15 protein-coding genes are annotated in these 18930 nt (G+C 69.4%); 12 read left to right on the plus strand and 3 right to left on the minus strand.

Annotated elements, in window-relative coordinates; genetic code table 11:
* Positions 1-27 precede the first annotated feature (27 nt).
* Positions 28-1188, minus strand: a complete 1161-nt coding sequence (locus BXU09_RS12595) for an ABC transporter substrate-binding protein (RefSeq protein WP_078303404.1) — start codon at positions 1186-1188, stop codon at positions 28-30.
* Between the two features lie 103 nt (positions 1189-1291).
* Between BXU09_RS12595 and BXU09_RS12600 the strand changes: the two genes are divergently transcribed.
* From BXU09_RS12600 to BXU09_RS12610, 3 genes are read left to right on the plus strand one after another with little or no spacing between them, the layout of a single operon-like run.
* Positions 1292-2368 carry an alpha/beta fold hydrolase gene (locus BXU09_RS12600; protein ID WP_078303407.1) on the plus strand — a complete coding sequence of 359 codons (1077 nt, stop codon included), beginning with the start codon at positions 1292-1294 and terminating at the stop codon, positions 2366-2368.
* Positions 2361-3092 carry an alpha/beta hydrolase gene (locus BXU09_RS12605; RefSeq protein ID WP_078303410.1) on the plus strand — a complete coding sequence of 244 codons (732 nt, stop codon included), beginning with the start codon at positions 2361-2363 and terminating at the stop codon, positions 3090-3092. The genes BXU09_RS12600 and BXU09_RS12605 overlap by 8 nt, the downstream gene beginning before the upstream one ends.
* Positions 3093-3120: 28 nt before the next feature.
* Positions 3121-3819, plus strand: coding sequence for a CoA transferase subunit A (locus BXU09_RS12610; RefSeq protein WP_078303412.1), 699 nt, complete (start codon positions 3121-3123; stop codon positions 3817-3819).
* A 57-nt stretch (positions 3820-3876) separates the two neighbouring features.
* Here the strand turns inward: BXU09_RS12610 and nadE are convergent, their stop codons facing one another.
* Positions 3877-4716 carry an ammonia-dependent NAD(+) synthetase gene (gene nadE / locus BXU09_RS12615; protein ID WP_078303414.1) on the minus strand — a complete coding sequence of 280 codons (840 nt, stop codon included), beginning with the start codon at positions 4714-4716 and terminating at the stop codon, positions 3877-3879.
* Positions 4717-4815: 99 nt separating this feature from the next.
* Between nadE and BXU09_RS12620 the strand changes: the two genes are divergently transcribed.
* The 6 genes from BXU09_RS12620 (at position 4816) to BXU09_RS12645 (ending at position 12489) form a co-directional block, all read left to right on the plus strand.
* Positions 4816-6219, plus strand: coding sequence for an MFS transporter (locus tag BXU09_RS12620; protein ID WP_346417573.1), 1404 nt, complete (start codon positions 4816-4818; stop codon positions 6217-6219).
* Complete coding sequence (locus BXU09_RS12625; protein WP_276205840.1) at positions 6216-7676, plus strand: nicotinate phosphoribosyltransferase; 1461 nt, start codon at positions 6216-6218, stop codon at positions 7674-7676. Before BXU09_RS12620 ends, BXU09_RS12625 begins: the two co-directional genes overlap by 4 nt.
* Positions 7677-7684: 8 nt before the next feature.
* A complete protein-coding gene (locus BXU09_RS12630) occupies positions 7685-8629 on the plus strand; it encodes a hypothetical protein (RefSeq protein ID WP_078303420.1) in 945 nt (314 codons plus the stop codon).
* Between the two features lie 169 nt (positions 8630-8798).
* Positions 8799-9428, plus strand: a complete 630-nt coding sequence (locus tag BXU09_RS12635) for a CoA transferase subunit B (protein ID WP_078303423.1) — start codon at positions 8799-8801, stop codon at positions 9426-9428.
* 100 nt (positions 9429-9528) lie between these two features.
* Entirely contained in the window at positions 9529-11199 is a 1671-nt protein-coding gene (locus tag BXU09_RS12640) for an acyl-CoA carboxylase subunit beta (protein WP_078303425.1), read from the plus strand.
* Positions 11200-11280: 81 nt separating this feature from the next.
* On the plus strand, positions 11281-12489 hold the full coding sequence (locus tag BXU09_RS12645) for an acyl-CoA dehydrogenase family protein (RefSeq protein ID WP_078303428.1): 1209 nt from the start codon (positions 11281-11283) through the stop codon (positions 12487-12489).
* A 164-nt stretch (positions 12490-12653) separates the two neighbouring features.
* Here BXU09_RS12645 and BXU09_RS12650 read toward each other — a convergent pair whose 3' ends face one another.
* Positions 12654-13190 (minus strand): hypothetical protein, encoded by a 537-nt coding sequence (locus BXU09_RS12650; RefSeq protein ID WP_078303431.1) that lies wholly within the window; start codon positions 13188-13190, stop codon positions 12654-12656.
* 805 nt (positions 13191-13995) lie between these two features.
* On the opposite strand from BXU09_RS12650, the gene BXU09_RS12655 reads away from it, so the two are divergent.
* From BXU09_RS12655 to BXU09_RS12665, 3 genes are all read left to right on the plus strand, one after another.
* Complete coding sequence (locus tag BXU09_RS12655) at positions 13996-15015, plus strand: alpha/beta hydrolase (protein ID WP_240501230.1); 1020 nt, start codon at positions 13996-13998, stop codon at positions 15013-15015.
* A 578-nt stretch (positions 15016-15593) separates the two neighbouring features.
* A complete protein-coding gene (locus BXU09_RS12660) occupies positions 15594-17858 on the plus strand; it encodes a bifunctional (p)ppGpp synthetase/guanosine-3',5'-bis(diphosphate) 3'-pyrophosphohydrolase (RefSeq protein ID WP_078303434.1) in 2265 nt (754 codons plus the stop codon).
* 73 nt (positions 17859-17931) lie between these two features.
* Positions 17932-18900, plus strand: a complete 969-nt coding sequence (locus tag BXU09_RS12665) for a hypothetical protein (RefSeq protein WP_078303437.1) — start codon at positions 17932-17934, stop codon at positions 18898-18900.
* Positions 18901-18930 lie beyond the last annotated feature (30 nt).

The following is an 18930-nucleotide window of genomic DNA, read 5'->3' on the forward strand; positions in this document are numbered from 1 at the left end:
ACAGCCCAGAGCTCACCACTCAGGACATTACTTGCCGTACACCATGGGTTTCTGCGCGAACTTGATCGGGAAGACCGGCACGCGCGCGTCCCCGAGGTACTGGAAGTGCAGCCAGTTTCCGGCCTTGAAGCCCTGGTACTTGGTTTTCAGGCTGGGGCTGAAGGTCAGCTGCCCGAACGGCGTGGACACGTTGGTTTTGGCCATCTCGGCAGCGACTTTCGCCTTGTCGGTCGTGCCGGCGGCGTTGATCGCGGCGGCCAGCGTCTTGAGGTTCACGTACGCCAGCGGCGCGAAGTACTCGTCGGTGACGGTGCCGTACTTCTTGCGGTACGCGGCGACGAAGGTGCGGCTGTCCTTGTTGGGGCTGCTCGACAGCCACAGGCTCAGGCCCGCGACGTTGTCGGCCAGTTTGTTCTTCTCGAAACCGACGGGCCAGCTGGGGGGCGTGCCGTACAGCAGGCCCAGTTGCAGGTTCTGCTGCCGGATCTCGGTCGCCAGGGGCAGGGCGTCGGTGTCGTACCCGACCCAGTACAGGATGTCGGGCTTGGCGGCCTTGGCCTTGCTGACCAGCGGCCCGAAGTTGCCGCTGCCGGTCTTGAACTTCTCGGTCAGGACCACATTGAAGCCCGCCTTCTTGAACGCCGCGACGGTCGCGTCGATGCCCGCGCTGCCGAAGGGGCCGTCCTCGTACGCGATGGCGATGTTCTTGGCCTTCTTGTACGTCTTGAGGTACTTGAAGTACCCGAGGATCGCCTCGAAGTTGTAGTACGACCAGGGGTGGTAGTGGAAGAAGTACGGGTGGTCCGCGAAGGCGTCCTCGACCGGCACGGCGGCCGCGCCGATCCAGGCCATGAAGGTGCCGTACTGCTTGGCGGGGCCGCTGATGGCGATGCTGGTGGCGCTGCTCACGCCGCCCGCCATGAAGTCCACCTTCTCGACCGTCACGAGCTTCACGAATTCCGGCACGGCCTTGGCGGGCGCGCTGCCGTCATCCGCGAATTCCAGTTCCAGGGGTTTGCCGAGCACGCCGCCCGCCCGGTTGATCTCGTCCAGCGCCAGCTGGTATCCGTTCTTCGCGGCCTGCCCGGACACGCTGCCCGCCCCGCTCAGGGGAAGCAGCACGCCGACCTTCACCGCGCCCGCGCCGGACAGCGCGAGCAGAACGCCCGTCATCAGAAGTGTTTTCATGTTCGCCCGGCAGTGTAGGACCGGCGCGTCACACGCGCGTTACACCGGCCCCCGGCGCGGCCTGTAACCGGCGAGTGACGCCGCCCCCCTACCCTGAACCGCGATGCGAGACAGTCAGTGGACCTGGACGCCCGGCGACTCCCCCGGAGCCTTTGAACTGCGCGGCGCGCTGCCCGTGCGCGGCGTGAGCGTGCCGCTGCGACTGGGCGGGCGCGCCTGGGGCACCCTGAACGCGGCGCGCGACAACGCCGTGCTGGTCTGCCACCACTACACCGGCACCATGCGCGCCGCCGGCCCGAACCCGGACGGCACGCCCGGCTGGTGGGACACCCTGATCGGACCGGGGCGGGCGCTGGACACCGACCGTTACCACGTGGTGTGCGTGAACACCCCCGGCAACGTGCAGGCCCGCGACGCCGGGGTGCTGACCACCGGCCCCGCCACCCCCCACCCGGACGGGCAGCCGTGGGGCGAGCGGTTCCCGGCCTGGACGATGGCGGACCTGCACGCCGCGCAGTGCGGCCTGCTGCGCGCCCTGAACGCCCCGCGCTGGCACGCGGTGGTCGGGCCCAGCTTCGGGGGGATGCAGGCGCTGCAGTGGGCGGCCCGCACCCCGGCGCTGGCGCCGCGCGTGGCGGCCGTGGCGACCAGCCCGGTCGCCGGGCCGGTGCTGCGCGGCGTGTTCGGCCCGCTGCTGCGCGCCGCTGCCGGCAGCCGCGACGGCCTGCACGAGACGCTGCGCCTGATCACCTTCTTCGGGCTGGGCGCCGACGGCCTGGACCTGCTGTTCCGGGACGGGGACGTGGACACCTACCTGCGCACCCGCACCGTGACCGCCGACCTGAGTCATGTGCTGGACATCGGCCGGGCCGTGCAGACCCACGACCTGCGGGAGGTCGCCCCGCTGGACGACCTGTGCCGCCGCTGGCGCGAGCACGGCACGCGGCTGCTCAGCGTGAACGTGCGCGGCGACCAGTTCTTCCCCGCCGCCGAGATGCGAGACTTCGCCGCGCAGACGCGGGCGGCGGGCGTGGCGCACACCCACCTGGAATTCGACTCGCCGCGCGGGCACCTGGGCGCCCTGACCGACACCGACGCCTTCGCGGACGCCCTGCGCGACCTGCTGGGCACGGCGCCGATGCCGCCTGCGCTGGACGCGGCGGAGGTCCGGCATGCCTGATGAAGGCAGGAACCGGACCCTGGTGGCCCTGCACGGCAATTTCGCCTCGGCCCGCTGGTGGGTGGACCTGCGGGCCGATCCGCCGGCCGGGTGGCGGGTGCTGGCCCCGGACCTGCCGGGCTTCGCGGGCACGCCCTACGCGGGGCCGGTCTCGATCGCCGGGTACGCCGACTGGCTTCAGGAGTGGCTGCGCACGCAGGAGGTCACGCGGCCCGTGCTGCTGGGCCACTCGCTGGGCGGCGCGGTGGCGCTGGAGGTCGCCGCGCGTGACCCGCAGGCCCTGTCGGGGCTGGTCCTGGCGGCCAGCGCGCCCCTGAACGGACTGGTCACGCCGGAGGAGAACTACCCGGTGCTGGAACTGCTGCGCTCCACCCCGGCCCTGCTGGAGGCCAGCCTGAGCGCGCTGTTTCCGTCGAGCCGCCCCGCGAACTTCGCGGACCTGCTGGCAGACGGGGCGAACATGGCGGCCACGCACTACAGCGGGAACGCTCGCGCGCTGGCCGCGTGGGGGGTGGACCCGGCGCGGCTGGCCGGACTGCCGACCCTGGTGGTGGGCGGCGAACTGGACCCGCTGATCACGCCGGACATGGTGCGGGCGCAGGCGGCGGCGCTGAACGTGGAGGCCACGGTCCTGTCCGGGCGGGGGCACGGGTTCCCGCAGGAGGACCCGGCCGCCTTCCGCGCGCTGCTGGACGGGTTCCTGCGGATCCTCCCCACTCCCTAACGACCGTTCGTTCTACACTGGAGCCCATATGAACAAGGTGTACCCCGACGCCCACGCGGCGCTCTCCGACATCGTGGCCGACGGCCAGACCATCGCCGTGGGCGGCTTCGGCCTGTGCGGCATTCCCGAGCAACTCATCCTGGCCCTGCGCGACACCGGCGCGCAGCAACTGACGGCCGTCAGCAACAACGCCGGCGTGGACGGCTGGGGCCTGGGCCTGCTGCTCCAGACCCGCCAGATCCGCCGGATGATCAGCTCCTACGTCGGCGAGAACAAGGAATTCGAACGCCAGTACCTCGCCGGGGAACTCGAACTGGAATTCACGCCGCAGGGCACCCTGGCCGAACGGATGCGGGCCGGGGGCGCGGGCATTCCCGGTTTCTACACGAAGACCGGCGTGGGCACCCTGGTCGCCGAGGGCAAGGAATACAAGGACTTCGGCGGGCAGACGTACATCCTGGAGCACGGCATCGTCGCCGACGTGGCCCTCGTGAAGGCCTGGAAGGCGGACCGCGCCGGGAACCTCGTGTACCGCAAGACCGCGCGGAACTTCAACCCGATGGTGGCAACCTGCGGTCGGGTGACCGTCGCCGAGGTGGAGGAGATCGTGGAGGTCGGGCAGATCGACCCGGACGACGTGGACACCCCCGGCATCTTCGTGCAGCGCGTGGTGCTGAACGCCACGCCCGAGAAGCGCATCGAGCAGCGCACCGTCCGCGCCGGGTAGGGTCGGCCGCGCACGAGGTCACACTGGAACGTCCAACCAGTGTGACCTCCCGTGCGTTTACGCCTCCTGCCACCACGCGTCGAACGGCGTGACCGGCACGGCGCGCTTGTGGCGGGTCTGGAGGTACATCCGCTCCAGCTTCGCGGCGACCTCGTCCGGCACGGGCTGACCCTCCAGGTAATCGTCGATCTGCGTGTACGTGACGCCCAGCGCCTGCTCGTCCGGCAGGCCCGGGCGGTCGTCTTCGAGGTCGGCGGTGGGCACCTTCTGCCACGTCTCCTCGGGGGCGCCCAGGTGCGCGAGGAGTTGCGCGCCCTGGCGCTTGCTCAGGCCGGTCAGGGGCGTGACGTCCACGCCGCCGTCCCCGTACTTGGTGAAGAACCCCGTGACCGCCTCGGCGGCGTGGTCGGTGCCGACCACCAGCAGGTTCAGCTGCCCGGCCAGCGCGTACTGCGCGACCATCCGCTCGCGGGCCTTGATGTTCCCGCGCACGAAATCACGCAGTTCGCCGCCCGCACCCGCCTCTGCCAGCGCGGCGGCGGCAGCGCCCGCAGCGGCGTCCACCGCGCCCCTGACGTTCACGGTCACGCGGCGGTCCGGGCGGATGAACGCCAGGGCACGCTGCGCGTCGGCCTCGTCGGCCTGCACCCCGTACGGCAGGCGCACCGCCATGAAGGTCGCCTCCGTCCCTTCCGCACGCAGACGTTCGGCGGCCAGCTGGCACAGCCGCCCCGCCAGGGTGCTGTCCTGCCCGCCGCTGATGCCCAGCACGAAGCCCCGCGCGCCCGACGCCCGCAGGTACTCGCACAGGAACGCCACGCGCCGCTCGACCTCCCGCGCCGGTTCGATGCGGGTCTGGACAGCCAGTTCACGCCGGATGGTCTGCTGCATACTCATGCGCGGCAGTATTTCACGGCCCGCCGCGCGTGTCCGGCGCGGCCCCGTGGCTGGCAGGTCATGTCACGCGGGCGCCCCGTTGCCCCTACACTGACAGACGTGAACGACCGTCCCACCCGCCTGCGTCTCCCGGACGACGCCGTGGCTGCGCCGCCCCCGGACACCCGGACGGTCGATCAGGTGATCGAACACCTGGGTCTGGGACCCTTCCAGTACCGTCTGCTGCTGATCTGCGGCCTGACCTTCGCCGCCGACGCCATGGCCGTCCTGGTCATGGGCTTCGCCCTGAACGGCGTGCAGGCGCACTTCGGTCTGCCGGACGACTCGCCCACCGTCACGCTGCTGACCGTGGCGACCTTCGCCGGGATGCTGATCGGCGCGCCGCTGTGGGGCCGCGTGGCCGACCGCTTCGGCCGCCGCCCCGTGTTCCTGACCACCGTGACGCTGGGCGTGCTGTTCGGCCTGCTCGGAGCGTTCGCGCCGAACGTGTGGGTGCTGCTGGCCGCGCGGGTCCTGACCGGCCTCGCCATCGGCGGCACCATGCCCGTCGACTACGCCCTGATGGCCGAATTCATGCCTGCCGCCCAGCGCGGCCGCTTTCTGGTGATCGTGGAAGGCTTCTGGGTGATCGGGACGCTGCTCCTGACCCTGCTGGCCGCCGCCACGGCCGCGTGGCTGCCCGCCGGCGACGGCTGGCGCTGGCTGCTGGCCCTGACGGCCCTGCCGGGCCTGGCGGGCCTGTTCGTGCGGCTGGGCGTGCCGGACTCGCCGCGCTGGCTCTCGGCGCGGGGCCGCATGGACGAGGCCCGCGCCGCGCTGGCGCAGCTGGGCCGCCGCAACGGCCGCGCCCTGCCGCCCGAACCGCTGGCGCCGCCGCTGCCCATTCCACGGCGCGCCTCACGCTTCGCGGGACTGCTGGGGCCGGCTCTGCGCGACCGGCTGCTGCTGATGGGCGCGGCGTGGTTCGGCATGAGCCTCGGGTACTACGGCATCTTCTCGTGGCTGCCCACCTACCTGCGCGCCAACGGCTTCGAACTGAGTGAGACGTACGCCACCACGCTGCTGCTGGCCGCCGCGCAGGTGCCGGGCTACCTGCTGTCCAGCCTGCTGGTCGAGTGGGTGGGCCGCCGCGCCACGCTGGTGGGCTTCATGCTGGTCAGCGCGCTGGGCGCGTACCTGTTCCTGCTGGCGGGCACGCCGACCGGGGTGCTGCTGACCTCGGCGCTGCTGTCGTTCTCGCTGCTGGGCACCTGGGGCGCCCTGTACGCCTACACCCCGGAACTGTTCCCCACGCTGCTGCGCGCCTCCGGGATGGGCATGGTCAGCGCGTTCGCGCGGCTGGGCAGCCTGATCTCGCCGTTCGCGGGGGCGCTGCTGCTGGGCGGTCAGCTGGTGCAGGCGCTGACGGTGTTCGCGGCGCTGTTCGTCCTGTCCGCCGCGTGCGTGTGGGCGGTCGGGATCGAGACGCGCGGCCAGCCGCTACGCGACCGGGAGACCGCGTGACCCCCCCCGGCACGTTCGGCCCGGCGCTGTTCACGGACCTGTACCAGCTGACCATGATGCAGGGGTACTTCGCCAGTGGCCTGCACACCCAGGACGCCACCTTCGACCTGTCGTTCCGCCGCGCGCCGTACCGGGGCGGGTACGCCGTGTGGGCCGGACTGGAACCCGCCCTGGAGTACCTGAGCGGCCTGCAGTTCGGCGAGGCAGACCTCGCGTACCTGCAGGGGACGGGCCTGTTCCGCCCGGACTTCCTGGCGGCGCTGCGGGGCTGGCGGTTCACGGCGCGCGTCACGGCCTTCCCGGAGGGCAGCGTGGTCTTCGCGCACGAGCCGCTGCTGACCGTGCGCGGCCCGCTCTGGGAGGCGCAACTCGTCGAGACGGCGCTGCTGAACGTCCTGAATTTCCAGACCCTGATCGCCACCAAGGCCGCCCGCTGCCTGCACGCCGCGCAGTCCGGGGCGCACGGGCCCGAGGTCGTGGAGTTCGGCGCGCGCCGCGCCCAGGGACCCGACGGCGCGCTCGGCGCGGCCCGCGCCGCCGTGATCGGCGGGGCCAGCGGCACCAGCAACGTGGAGGCTGCCGCCCGCTACGGCCTGCGCGTGACCGGCACGCACGCGCACGCCTGGGTCGAGAGCTTCCCGGACGAACTGAGCGCCTTTCGCGCGTACGCCGCGCTGTACCCGGACGCCACCACGCTGCTGCTCGACACCTTCGACACGCTCCGCAGCGGCCTCCCGAACGCCCTGACCGTCGCGCGGGAACTGCGGGCCGCCGGGCATGAACTGCGCGGCGTGCGGCTCGACAGCGGCGATCTGGCGTACCTGTCCGCGCAGGTGCGCTCCGCGCTGGACGGGGCGGGCTTCCCGGACGTGCGGATCATCGCCAGTAACGACCTGTCGGAATTCGTGATCCAGAGCGTCATCCAGGGAGGCGGGCGCGTGGACGTGTACGGCATCGGCACGCAACTCGCCACGGGCGGCGGCGACGGTGGCGGCGCGCTGGGCGGCGTGTACAAACTCGTGGCGCTGGGCGGGCAGGACCGCATGAAACTCACGGGCGACCCGGCCAAGACCAGCGTGCCCGGCACCAAACGCGTCTGGCGCGCCCGTGACGGCGCGGGTCGGTACGCGCTGGACGTCGTGGCCGGGCAGGACGAGGCCGCCCCGCAGGCCGGTGGGCGCGTCAGCGACCCCGCCAACCCGCTGCGCTCGCGCCGCCTGCCGGACGGCCTGGACTGGTTCGACCCGCGCGTGACCGTCATGGACGCCGGGCAACGCACCCGCCCCCCCGAGAGCCTGCCGGAGTTGCAGGCCCGCGCGCACGCGGAACTGGCGGCCCTGCCGGACGGCACGCGCCGCCTGCTGAACCCGCACACGTACCACGTGAGCCTCAGCGCCGCCCTTCAGGGCCGTCGGGACGCCCTGATCACCGACCTGCGCGACCGCCACGGACTGTAAGGGGAGCCGTGCCGCCCGCCTCCCGCCCGCCCGGCGCGCTCGCCGTGTACATCGGGCGCTTCCAGCCGCCGCACGACGCGCACCTGCACACCATCCAGGCCGCGCTGGACCGGCACGCGCACCTGCTGGTCCTGACCGGCAGCGCCAACCTCGCCCGCTCGGCCCACAACCCCTGGACCGCCCCGGAACGCGCCCGCCTGATCCGCGCCGCGCTGCGCGAAGCCGGGCACGACCCCCGCCGCCTGAGCGTGCACCCCCTGCCCGACGAATTCGACGCCGCGCGCTGGGCCGCGCACGTGCAGGCCGCCGTGGCCGCTGCCCTGGACCGCCTGGGGCCGCGCCCGGTCGTCCTGACCGGCTTCGAGAAGGACGCCAGCAGCAGTTACCTGCGCTGGTTCCCGCAGTGGCAGGCCGACCCCGTCCCCCCCCGGACCGCCGACGGGACGGGCGTGCTGAATGCCACGGACCTGCGCGCCGCGCTGCTGGGCAGGGGAGAGGTGCCGCCCCACGTCCCACCAGCTGTGCAGGCCTTCCTGCGCGACTTCCTGCGCAGCCGCACCGCCGCCCGCCTGAGCGCCGAGTACCACGCCGTGCAGGCCACACGCGCCTCCCTGAGCGGCACGCCCACGCCCCGGCACGAGCGGCTGGACCTGCACACCGACCCGCACACGGTCTGGCTCGCGCGCCGCGACGGCCTCATCGGACGCGGCCTGTGGACCCTCCCCGCCACCCCCCTCCTGCCCGGCGACCCCCCCGCCCAGGCCACCGTGTTCGCGCACCCGGCCCGCTCGCCGGTCTGGCCCACCACCGCGCACGTCGTCCGAGTCGCTGCCCCGCCGCCCGGCACGCGACCCGTCCCGCTGGCCGCCGCACTGGCCCGCCCGCACGCCTTCTTCGAGGATCACCACGTCATCCTCTGCCGGATGCTGGAGGCGGGCCGCAGTCGTGCGTGAAAGGCATGGACTGTCCATCAGCCTGCCTGAAACGTGCCTGTGATGGGCGGGGGGCATGATGCCTTTGTCCTATTCGGCGGGTCGGGCCGCTTGACAGGCCCGGCCAGCGCGCCGCAAGCTGCCCCTGACTTTCACAATTTCGCCCCTACTGACTTCAAGGAGGTCACCCATGCCCTGGACCCGAGACGAGATGGCCGCCCGCGCGGCCCGTGAACTGCAGGACGGCTACTACGTGAACCTGGGGATCGGCCTGCCCACCCTGGTCGCCAACCACATTCCCGAAGGCGTCAGCGTCATGCTGCAAAGCGAGAACGGCCTGCTGGGCATCGGGCCATTCCCTACCGATGAGCAGGTGGACCCCGACCTGATCAACGCCGGGAAGCAGACGGTCACGGCCCTGCCGGGTGCCAGTTTCTTCTCCAGCGCCGACAGTTTCGCCATGATCCGGGGCGGGCACGTGAACCTCGCGATCCTGGGGGCCATGCAGGTCAGCGAGCGGGGCGACCTGGCGAACTGGATGATTCCCGGCAAGATGGTCAAGGGCATGGGCGGCGCGATGGACCTCGTGGCGGGCGTGCAGCGCGTGGTGGTCCTGATGGAGCACGTGGCGAAGGGCGACGCGCACAAGATCCTGCGCGAGTGCGACCTGCCGCTGACCGGGCAGGGGGTCGTGAACCGCATCATCACCGACCTGGGCGTGCTGGATGTCACCCCGGACGGCCTGAAGCTGGTGGAACTCGCGCCGGGCGTGACGCTGGACGAGTTGCAGGCGAAGACTGGCGCGGCTGTCCACGCCTGAACCGCTCCCCCCTCGGCGCCCCTCGTGTCCCGGTGGATGCGGGGGGTGTGTCGTGAATCCCACCACACCCTAACGACCGTTTGTTAGACTGTGGGCAACAATGACCCAGCCAGACACCAGCGCCCCCCCGGCGCCCCCCACCCGTAGCGCGTGGCAGGACGCCCTGGAACGCCTCGCCACCGACCGCCTGACCGTCCACGCTGGCGGCGGCTCCAAAGCCCAGCAGCGCCAGCACGACAAGAACCGCCTGACCGCCCGCGAACGCATCCGCCAGCTTCTCGACGACGGCATGCCCTTCGACGAACTGATGACCTTCGCCGGCTGGGAGATGTACCAGGACGTCGGCGGCTGCCCGTCCGGCGGCACCGTCACCGGGATCGGCCAGATTCAGGGCCGCCCGTGGATGATCATCGCCAACGACGCCACCGTGAAGGCCGGAGCGTTCTTCCCGATCACCGCGAAGAAGGTCATCCGCGCGCAGACCATCGCGCTGGAAAACCACCTGCCGGTCGTGTACCTCGTGGACTCGGCAGGCGTGTACCTGCCCATGCAGGACGAGATCTTCCCTGATCAGGACGACTTCGGGCGCGTGTTCTACCTGAACGCCCGCATGAGCGCGCGCGGCATCCCGCAGATCGCCGCGATCATGGGCAACTGCGTGGCCGGCGGCGCGTATCTGCCCGTCATGTGCGACACCCTGATCATGACCGAGGGTTCGGGCCTGTACCTCGCCGGGCCCGCGCTGGTGAAGGCCGCCATCGGGCAGGTCGTGGACAGCGAGGACCTCGGCGGGGCCAGTATGCACGCCTCTATCGCCGGCACCGTGGATTACAAGGAACCCGACGACGCCGCCGCATTAAGGCGCATCCGCGCGCTGGCCGACCTGTACGCGCAGGGCGAAAGCGCCCCCTTCGCCAGACGCCGCAAGGAAACGCTGCCTGCGCCGGAACGCGACCTGACCGACCTCGTGGGTTTCGACGGCAGCAAGACCTACGACGTGCGCGACCTCATCACCGCCCTGGTGGACGGCGGCGAGTTCCACGAGTTCAAAGCCGAGTACGGCGAGACCCTCGTGTGCGGCTTCGCCCGCGCGGGCGGGTACCCCGTGGCGTTCGTGGCGAACCAGCGCACCGTCATCAAGAAGAAACTCAAGAGCGGCGGCGAACCCGGCCTGCGCACCCGCATTGAGGTCGGCGGCGTCATCTACGGCGACAGCGCCGACAAGGCCGCCCGGTTCATCATGGACGCCAACCAGGCCGGCGTGCCCCTGGTGTTCCTGAGCGACGTGACCGGCTTCATGGTCGGCCGCGACAGCGAACAGGAAGGCATCATCCGGCGCGGCGCGAAACTCGTGAACGCCGTCAGCAACACCGTCGTGCCCAAGATCACCATCATCACCGGCGGCTCCTTCGGCGCGGGGAACTACGCCATGAACGGCAAGGCGTACGCGCCCCGCTTCCTGTTCGCGTGGCCCAGCGCCAAGTACGCCGTCATGAGCGGCAACGCCGCCGCCAAGACCCTCATGGACATCCAGCTCGCCGCCCTGAAACGCGCCGGAACCGAGCCCGACGACGAGGACATCCTGCGCCTCTACGACGAGGTCAAGAGCAAGTACGACACCGAACTCGACCCCCGCTACGCCGCCGCCCGCCTCTGGGTCGACGAGATCATCGAGCCCAACGACACCCGCGACCGCCTGATCCGCGCCCTCGAAGCCTGCGCCCAGAACCCCCACCAGGACGAATTCCGCGTCGGCGTGTTCCAGGTGTGAAGCCGTTAATGGTTGAAGGTTGATGGTCGAAAGATCACCCCCTTCCTCCATCACCTATCAACCCCTCCAAAGGAGCCCCCCATGACCAGTACCCTGAACCGTCCCGACGCCAGCAATCCGAACACGCAGCCCATGAACGACGAGCAGCGCACGATCATCAGCGCCCTGAAGTCGTTCCTGAAGAACAAGGTCGAGCCGGGCGCGGCCGAGCGTGACCAGACCAGCGAGTTCCCCATGCAGATCGTGCGTGAACTGGGCGAGATGGGCATCATGGGCGCGCAGACGCCCGAGGAGTACGGCGGTACCGGGCTGGACACCGCCACGTTCGCGATGATCATCGAGGAGATCGCCGCCGTGGACGGCAGCCTGTGCCTGACCGTCGCCAGCCATAACAGTCTGTGCCAGGGTCACATCCTGATCGGCGGCACCGAGGCGCAGAAGCAGAAGTTCCTGCCGGCCCTGGCGAGTGCCGAGAAGCTGGGCGCGTGGGGCCTCACCGAGCCCGGCAGCGGCTCGGACAGCGGCGGCATGCAGAGCAACGCCAAGGAGCAACCGGACGGCAGCTGGATCCTGAACGGCAGCAAGAACTTCATCACGCAGGGCAGCGTCGGCGGCACGTACGTCATCCTGGCCCGCACCGACCCCGCCCGCCCCGGCAAGGGCAAGAACGACGGTATCAGCGCGTTCGTGTTCAACCGCGACGAGGTCACGGGCTTCAGCATCGGCCGCAAGGAAGACAAACTCGGCCTGCGCTCCAGCGACACCGCGCAGCTGATCTTCGAAGACATCCACCTGCCCGCAGACGCCCTGCTGGGCGAGCGTGGCAACGCCTTCAAGGACGTCATGAAGGTCCTCGACGGGGGCCGCGTCGGCATCGCCGCCATGGGCCTCGGCCTGGGCCGCGCCGCCTTCGAGTACGCCGCCCGCTACACGCTGGGCCGCGAGCAGTTCGGCAAACCCATCGCCACCAACCAGAACATCAGCTTCCGCCTCGCCGACATGGACACCAAACTCGAAGCCGCCCGCCTGCTGATCCGCAAGGCCGCCGACCTCAAGGACGCGGGCATGAACTTCACCGTCCCGGTCGCCCGCGCCAAGCTGTACGCCACCACCGTCGGCGTCGAAGCCTGCGACGAGGCCATCCAGATGCTCGGCGGGTACGGCTACATCAAGGAGTACCCCGTGGAACGCATGTGGCGCGACAACCGCCTCACCCGCATCGGCGAGGGCACCGACGAGGTGCAGCGCCTCGTCATCAGCCGCGACGTGCTGAAACGCTTCGCGGACTGAACCGGGGGGCAGGGGAGGGGCCGGGGGTCATACGGACTGCCGTCTGTTTCGCTGACAGATCGGAACACCACCGATCTGCCAGCTCCACGCCCGGAACCCGTTTTTCTCCTACTCGCTTCGCTCGGATTGAACGGTCTTTGCAGCCCATTCAATCGGAGTCCGTATCAGTCCTCCGGCTCCTCCAGTTTCTCCAGGAACTCGTCGTACAGGTACGCGATCTGATCCGAGAAGCCGTACCCGAACGCGCCAGCGTTCGACACCAGCCGTTCCAGCCGCTTGAAGGGAATGTCCTTGTGGTCGAGGGTCGCCGCGCGTTTCAGGGCCGCCTCGAAGACGCCCTCCATGCTGGCGTAGTTGTTCTCCGGCCAGTCGCCGTACGCGTGCAGGCACAGCACGCCCGCCTCCACGTAGCGCAGTTCCGCGTCGAGCGCGTCGGCGGGTGCAGCGACCTTCAGGTACGCGCTCAGGGCCTTCTTCGCCCCGCCGACCTTCATGGTCGGAAGGCGACCAGACGTGCGGAACGCCTTTTCCAGTTCGGTTTCCAGTCGGTCCAGCAGGCCGCTGTGGTCGCCCTCCAGCAGCGCGGCCAGCTGGCGTTTGTTGTCGGCACTGGCGCGGTACAGGGCTACGAGGACCTCGCGGAGTTCCGGGGCGTCCATATCATCGAGCGTCTGGCGAAGTTGCGTGAGGGTCAGGGCCATGCCGTCAGTGTAAATAGGTTGTGGGAGTGAATTGCATCATATTGCCATTCCCTAGTGGGTGGCTTCAACAGCAAATCGCAACCTCTCTGTGCTCAAAAGCGAACGTGTTGTCAAGTGGCGATCCCTCAGGTGCTGCCAAATGCACTCCATCTTATGCCGGTTATCTTATTGACCGCCTATATACCAAACTTCGCCTTCGGTCATGTATCTCAATTCAGGCTCTTTCTTATCTGGAAATATCAGTTTAAACATTGCCATATATGATGACACTCTTCCGTCATCTGGGTATGTGTCAACCGTAGTGGATTGTATATCTTTAATATAAACACGGAATCCATCATTTGGCAATTCATTTGCGTGTTTTCTGAAGAATAGGGCGATCCCCGCCATGGCATCCGATATTAAAGCGCGGACCGGGACACGATCTACTAAATCAATATCACACAGAACTGAATTCGATCCAGACAACCTGTCTAATTCAATGGATATAATACAAAAATGCAATCTGCCTCTGTGAACTTTGCAAAGTTCGTATACAGAACTATCCGTCATTGATGCTATGTGATCCATACCGCATATATATCATGGAAAATTTGTTTTTTCAACAGACAGATAAGCCTATATTTGGCGATCGACTTGTATATCTGTGCTGATTTTGCATGATTGAGTAGGTACTCGCTGTGGATTCGTCCGTTGCTTTCTCGGTAAATCCTCCTAGAATGGCTTTACGACCTCGTTGCTTCACGGTTATGACGCGATCCATACTGGCGGACTACTTAACGGCTGGCGGGTGCGACAATCAGTCATGAAATCCGGAAGACTGTTGGGGGTGGGGGCGGCGCTGGTGCTGGGCGCGTGGGTCCTCTCGACCAGACGCGCCGCCTCGTATGCCCGGCTGCATCCGGAGTTGCGCTCTCCGTTCGTGCGCTTCCGCTCGCCGCCGTTCTCGCCGGGCGTCGTGGCGGTTATGGGGGCGATGCAGGCCCGCGCGAAGGCTCCCGCGCTGCCGGACGGGGTGGAGGTCGAGGAGCGGCGTATTCCCGGCCCGCCCGGTGCGCCGGATGTGATGGTGTTCGTGTACCGGCCCCCCAACCTATCGGCGAATGCGGCGGCGATCCTGAACATTCACGGGGGCGGGTACGTGACCGGGTCGGCCGCCTCGTACCATCCGCAGAGTGCGGCGTACGCACGGGAATTGGGCGTGGTGGTCGTGGGTGTCGAGTACCGCCTCGCGCCGGGCACGCCGTTCCCCGGCCCATTGGAGGACTGCTACGCGGCGCTGACGTGGATGGCGCGGGAAGCAGAGGCGCTGGGGATCGACCCGGCTCGTATCGCGCTGGTCGGAGACAGTGCCGGGGGCGGACTGGCCGCCGCGCTGGCGCAACTCGCGCACGACCGGGGCGAGGTCAGGCCCGCCTTTCAGCTGCTGTACTACCCCATGCTGGACGACCGCACGGCCCTGGCGAACACTCACGACGAGCGCGGGGAGTTCATCTGGCGGCCCGCGTCGAACGTGCTGGGCTGGACGTCGTACCTGGGCTGTCCGCCCCGCCTGGACAGTGCCCCCGAGTACGCCGCGCCCGCCCGCCGCGAGAGCCTGGAAGGCCTGCCGCCCGCGTGGATCGGCGTGGGCACCCTCGACCTGTTCTGCCCGGAAGACCGCGAGTACGCCCGGCGACTCCAGCAGGACGGAGTGCCGTGCGAGTACGTGGAGGTGCCCGGCGCGTACCACGCCTTCGAACGCTTCGCGCCGGACTCGGCGGTGGCCCGCACCTTCACGGCCTCCGCCCTGAACGCGCTGCGGCGGGGGCTGGAGCTGACGTGACGGTCCTGCTGCCAGACACTTGTCAGAGTCTGTCAGATGCGGGGCGCCCGCGCCTGTTCGCCGGGGGCGGGACGTTTGTCTGGAGTGCGTGCTGCACGGCGCGGCGGGTGTGAGTCCGGGGTGTGAACTCTTCGTAAGCTTCGTGCCATCTCTGTCAGGCTCTGGTCATTACACTGGGAGGCATGAAGGGCCTGCGAGAATTTGTTGACTGGCTCCGCGAGGTGCTGAAAGGCAGCCCGCAACCGCAGCCGGTGCCGATCCCCGTGCGCGTGCGTGATCGCCGCTAGGGGCCTCCTGTTTCCCGCTCCCTCCTCACGGACACTTGACCGCTCACCCGCTTCCGGGTGGGCGTTTTTCATGCGTTGGTGGGGTGGGGCAGGGGCAGGTCGGTGTGCGCGGCGCTCATCGGATTCCGGCTATTTCATCAGCAACCTGCAACGACACCGGGTTGCTGACTCCACGCCCGGAACCCGTGTTGCTCTCACTCGCTCCGCTCGGATTGAATGGCTGTGCAAGCCATTCAATCGGAGTCCGTATCAGGCGCTATTCTGCGGGGCGTGGCTGACGGCGATCATGGCATGAGTGAACTGCGCGCACTGGTGACGACGCGGCCCCCGGCGGAAGTGGAAGGCATCGAGCGGGCGTTCGTGTTCGCGCGGGACGCGCATGACGGCGTGACCCGCAAGAGCGGCGAGCCGTACATCACGCACCCGGTGGCGGTCGCGGTGATCCTGGCGCGGCTGGGGATGGATACCGACAGCATCATGGCGGGGCTGCTGCACGACACGGTCGAGGACGTGGAGTACGTGACCTTCGAACTGATCGAGCAGCAGTTCGGGCCGGACGTGCGCCGCATCGTGGAGGGCGAGACGAAGGTCAGCAAGCTCTCCAAGCAGGGGTCGCAGGCGGCCGAGGTGAGTGACGCCGGGCGGGACGTGCAGGCCGAGAACCTGCGGCAGATGCTGATCGCCATGACCGGCGATATCCGTATCATCGTGGTGAAACTCGCCGACCGGCTGCATAACATGCGCACGCTGGGCAGCATGCGGCCCGACAAGCAGCAGCGGATCGCGCGGGAGACCATGGACATCTTCGCGCCGCTCGCGCACCGGCTGGGCATCGGGCAGATCAAGTGGGAACTGGAGGACCTGAGTTTCCGGTACCTGCAACCCGACGAGTACGAGTACCTGCAGTCGCGCCTGCGGACCCGGCAGGAGGAACGCGACGCGCTGATCACCCGCGCCGTGAAGGAACTGCAGGAGGCGCTCGAGGACGACCTGGAACTGCCCGAGTGGGTGGCGGACATCGACATTGCCGGGCGCAGCAAGCACCTGTGGAGCATTCACAACAAGATGCAGCGGGAGGGCAAGGCCCTGGAGCAGATTTTCGATCTGCTGGCGATCCGGGTGATGCTGACCCCGCGGGACCTGATCGTGCCGCCCGGCACGGACGACGTGCGCCGCGAGCGGGCCGAGGCGACCCGCGAGAAACGCATCTGCTACCACACGGTCAGCATCGTACATTCCATGTGGACGCCGTTGCCGGGGCGGTTCAAGGATTACATCGCGGTGCCCAAACCCAACGGGTACCAGTCGCTGCACACGACCGTGATCAGCCAGAGCGGGCAGCCGATCGAGGTGCAGATCCGTTCGCGGCGCATGCATGAGGTCGCCGAGTACGGCGTGGCCGCCCACTGGATGTACAAGCAGGGCAACCAGCTGGCGCAGAAGGACCGCGAGAACTGGATCTCGCAGCTGCGCGAGTTGCAGAACGAGATCAACGACGCCTCTGATTACATGGACGCCGTGAAGACCGACATCCTGTCGCAGCGGGTGCGGGTGTTCACGCCCAAGGGACTGGCGATCAGCCTGCCGTCGGGCAGTACCCCGGTGGATTTCGCGTACCACATTCACACCCGGATCGGCGAGACGACCGTGGGGGCGCGCGTGAACGGCAGCATCGTGCCGCTCTCGTACCGGCTGGGGAACGGCGACATGGTCGAGATCGTCACCAGCAAGAACGGCCACCCCAGCAAGGACTGGCTGAACTTCACCGTGACCCGCAGCGCCCGCGCGAAGATCCGGCATCATTTCCGGCAGCAGGAACGCGACGAGGCCCTGCAACACGGGCACGACCTGCTGGAACGCTACCTGCGCAAGCGGCAGCTGGCCGTGCGGCAGCTCATGCGCACCAAGCTGCTGGAGGACGCGACCAGCCGACTGCTCGGCACCCGCAACCCGGACGACCTGTACCACGCGCTGCACGCCGGGAAACTCACGCCCAGCGCGGTGGGCCGCGTGCTGTCGCCCCGGCTGGCGCAGGAGCAGGCGAGCGCCCCGGCGCGCCGCGCGCCCGTCCCGAAAGCGCCGGAACCGGGCGGCGTGTTCGTGGAGGGCTTCACCACGAACACCAAACTCAGTCAGTGCTGCAACCCCATCCGGGGCGATCAGGTCATGGGGTACCTGACGCGCGGGCGCGGCGTCAGCGTGCACCGCATCGACTGCCCGAACATGATCCGCCTGCTCAAGGACGAACCGGAACGCTGCGTGGCGGCCAGCTGGGACGCCGGGACGCCCGGCACGACCCTGGTGGACCTGGACGTGATCGGCCCGGACCGCGCGGGCCTGCTGGCCGACGTGCTGGGCGTCCTGGCCCGCGAGAAACGCAGCCCGACCAAGGTGGAGGCCGTGGTGGGCATGGAGGAGGTCGCCGTGATTCACCTGCGCCTGCCGGTGCTGGGTAACACCGACCTGGAAGCCATCCGCCGCGCCATCCTGACCGTGGACGGCGTGGACGACGTGGTGCGCGTCGGCGGCCGCAAACGCAACGGCGCGGGCAGCTGACCCGCGCGGGCCTGCGCGCTAGACTGACGCGGATGCCATTCAACGTACCGAGGGCCGCCCCGCCGGAGGGCCTGTGCCGCTGACGCTGCTGCCCGACCTGGGCGACCTGCTGCGCCTGCACCCGCAGTTCAACGCCGGCACGCTGGTCGAGGCGCTGCGGCACCTGGGCGCGCCGGGCGTCCTGTGGGCCAGCAGCCCCGACCCGGACCACCCGCTGCGGGACGCGCTGCCCGCCGCGCGCCTGAGCGTCACGGACCTGCCGCTCGCCGACTGGGCCTGGGCGGACGCCGAGTACGAGCAGCTGACGGGATTCCTGAACCAGTTCCCGCAGGGCCGCGAGCGACTGCGCGCCGCTGGCCGCGCCGGGGCGGCCCTGGCTGAACTCGTGACGGCCCCGTTGACCCTGAGCGGCGCGCTCGACCCGGCATTCATGGCGCGGGTGCAGGAGCAGACGCTGGCCGTGCAGGCCGCGCTGGATGAGGGGCCGGGCACCCGCTGGCGGGAGCGCCGCCTGAACGAACTCGCCGCGCAACTGGAAGGGCAGGGGGGCGTGCTGCTCGCGCCGCTCGACGACCTCCCGGACCTCCTGACCCGCCTGAGCGGCGCGCAACTGCCGGACCTGACCGCCTTCCAGCCGGGCGAGACCAGCCGCCTGCGCGCCCTGGCCGACCGGGCGTGGCAGCTGAACGAGACCGACGACCTGAACGGCCTGCTCGCCGCACTGCACCGCGAGGCGGGCGACCGGGTCACGCCCCGCGCGGAACTGGACGCCGCCGCCGCCGGCATTCACCTCGCCGTGGGCGACCTGCCCGGCGCCCGCGCGCTGCTGGAACAGGCCGCGCACGCCCTGACCGACGACCTGCCGCGCAGCCTGCCGGGACTGGTCCTGGCGCGACTGGGGCAGGTCCGCGACGCGCTGGGCGACCGTGAACTGGCGCAGCGCACCTACCGCGCCGTGCTGGCCCTGAACCACGCGCCGCAGGTGGCCCGCGACGCCGCGACCGCCGGCCTGAACGAAGCGTTCCGGCTCGAACTGACCTGACCGGCTGAACTGTTCCTCGGCGCGCCTGTC

The organism is Deinococcus sp. LM3, from assembly GCF_002017875.1.
Taxonomy (GTDB): Bacteria; Deinococcota; Deinococci; order Deinococcales; family Deinococcaceae; genus Deinococcus.

Bases quoted from the DNA above. Each gene is read 5' to 3' on its own strand.
- nadE (WP_078303414.1), bottom strand. From the start codon at position 4,716: ATGAGTATGCAGCAGACCATCCGGCGTGAACTGGCTGTCCAGACCCGC.
- BXU09_RS12655 (WP_240501230.1), top strand. From the start codon at position 13,996: ATGAAATCCGGAAGACTGTTGGGGGTGGGGGCGGCGCTGGTGCTGGGC.
- BXU09_RS12595 (WP_078303404.1), bottom strand. From the start codon at position 1,188: ATGAAAACACTTCTGATGACGGGCGTTCTGCTCGCGCTGTCCGGCGCG.
- BXU09_RS12605 (WP_078303410.1), top strand. From the start codon at position 2,361: ATGCCTGATGAAGGCAGGAACCGGACCCTGGTGGCCCTGCACGGCAAT.
- BXU09_RS12650 (WP_078303431.1), bottom strand. From the start codon at position 13,190: ATGGCCCTGACCCTCACGCAACTTCGCCAGACGCTCGATGATATGGAC.
- BXU09_RS12635 (WP_078303423.1), top strand. From the start codon at position 8,799: ATGCCCTGGACCCGAGACGAGATGGCCGCCCGCGCGGCCCGTGAACTG.
- BXU09_RS12610 (WP_078303412.1), top strand. From the start codon at position 3,121: ATGAACAAGGTGTACCCCGACGCCCACGCGGCGCTCTCCGACATCGTG.
- BXU09_RS12640 (WP_078303425.1), top strand. From the start codon at position 9,529: ATGACCCAGCCAGACACCAGCGCCCCCCCGGCGCCCCCCACCCGTAGC.
- BXU09_RS12600 (WP_078303407.1), top strand. From the start codon at position 1,292: ATGCGAGACAGTCAGTGGACCTGGACGCCCGGCGACTCCCCCGGAGCC.
- BXU09_RS12660 (WP_078303434.1), top strand. From the start codon at position 15,594: ATGAGTGAACTGCGCGCACTGGTGACGACGCGGCCCCCGGCGGAAGTG.
- BXU09_RS12645 (WP_078303428.1), top strand. From the start codon at position 11,281: ATGACCAGTACCCTGAACCGTCCCGACGCCAGCAATCCGAACACGCAG.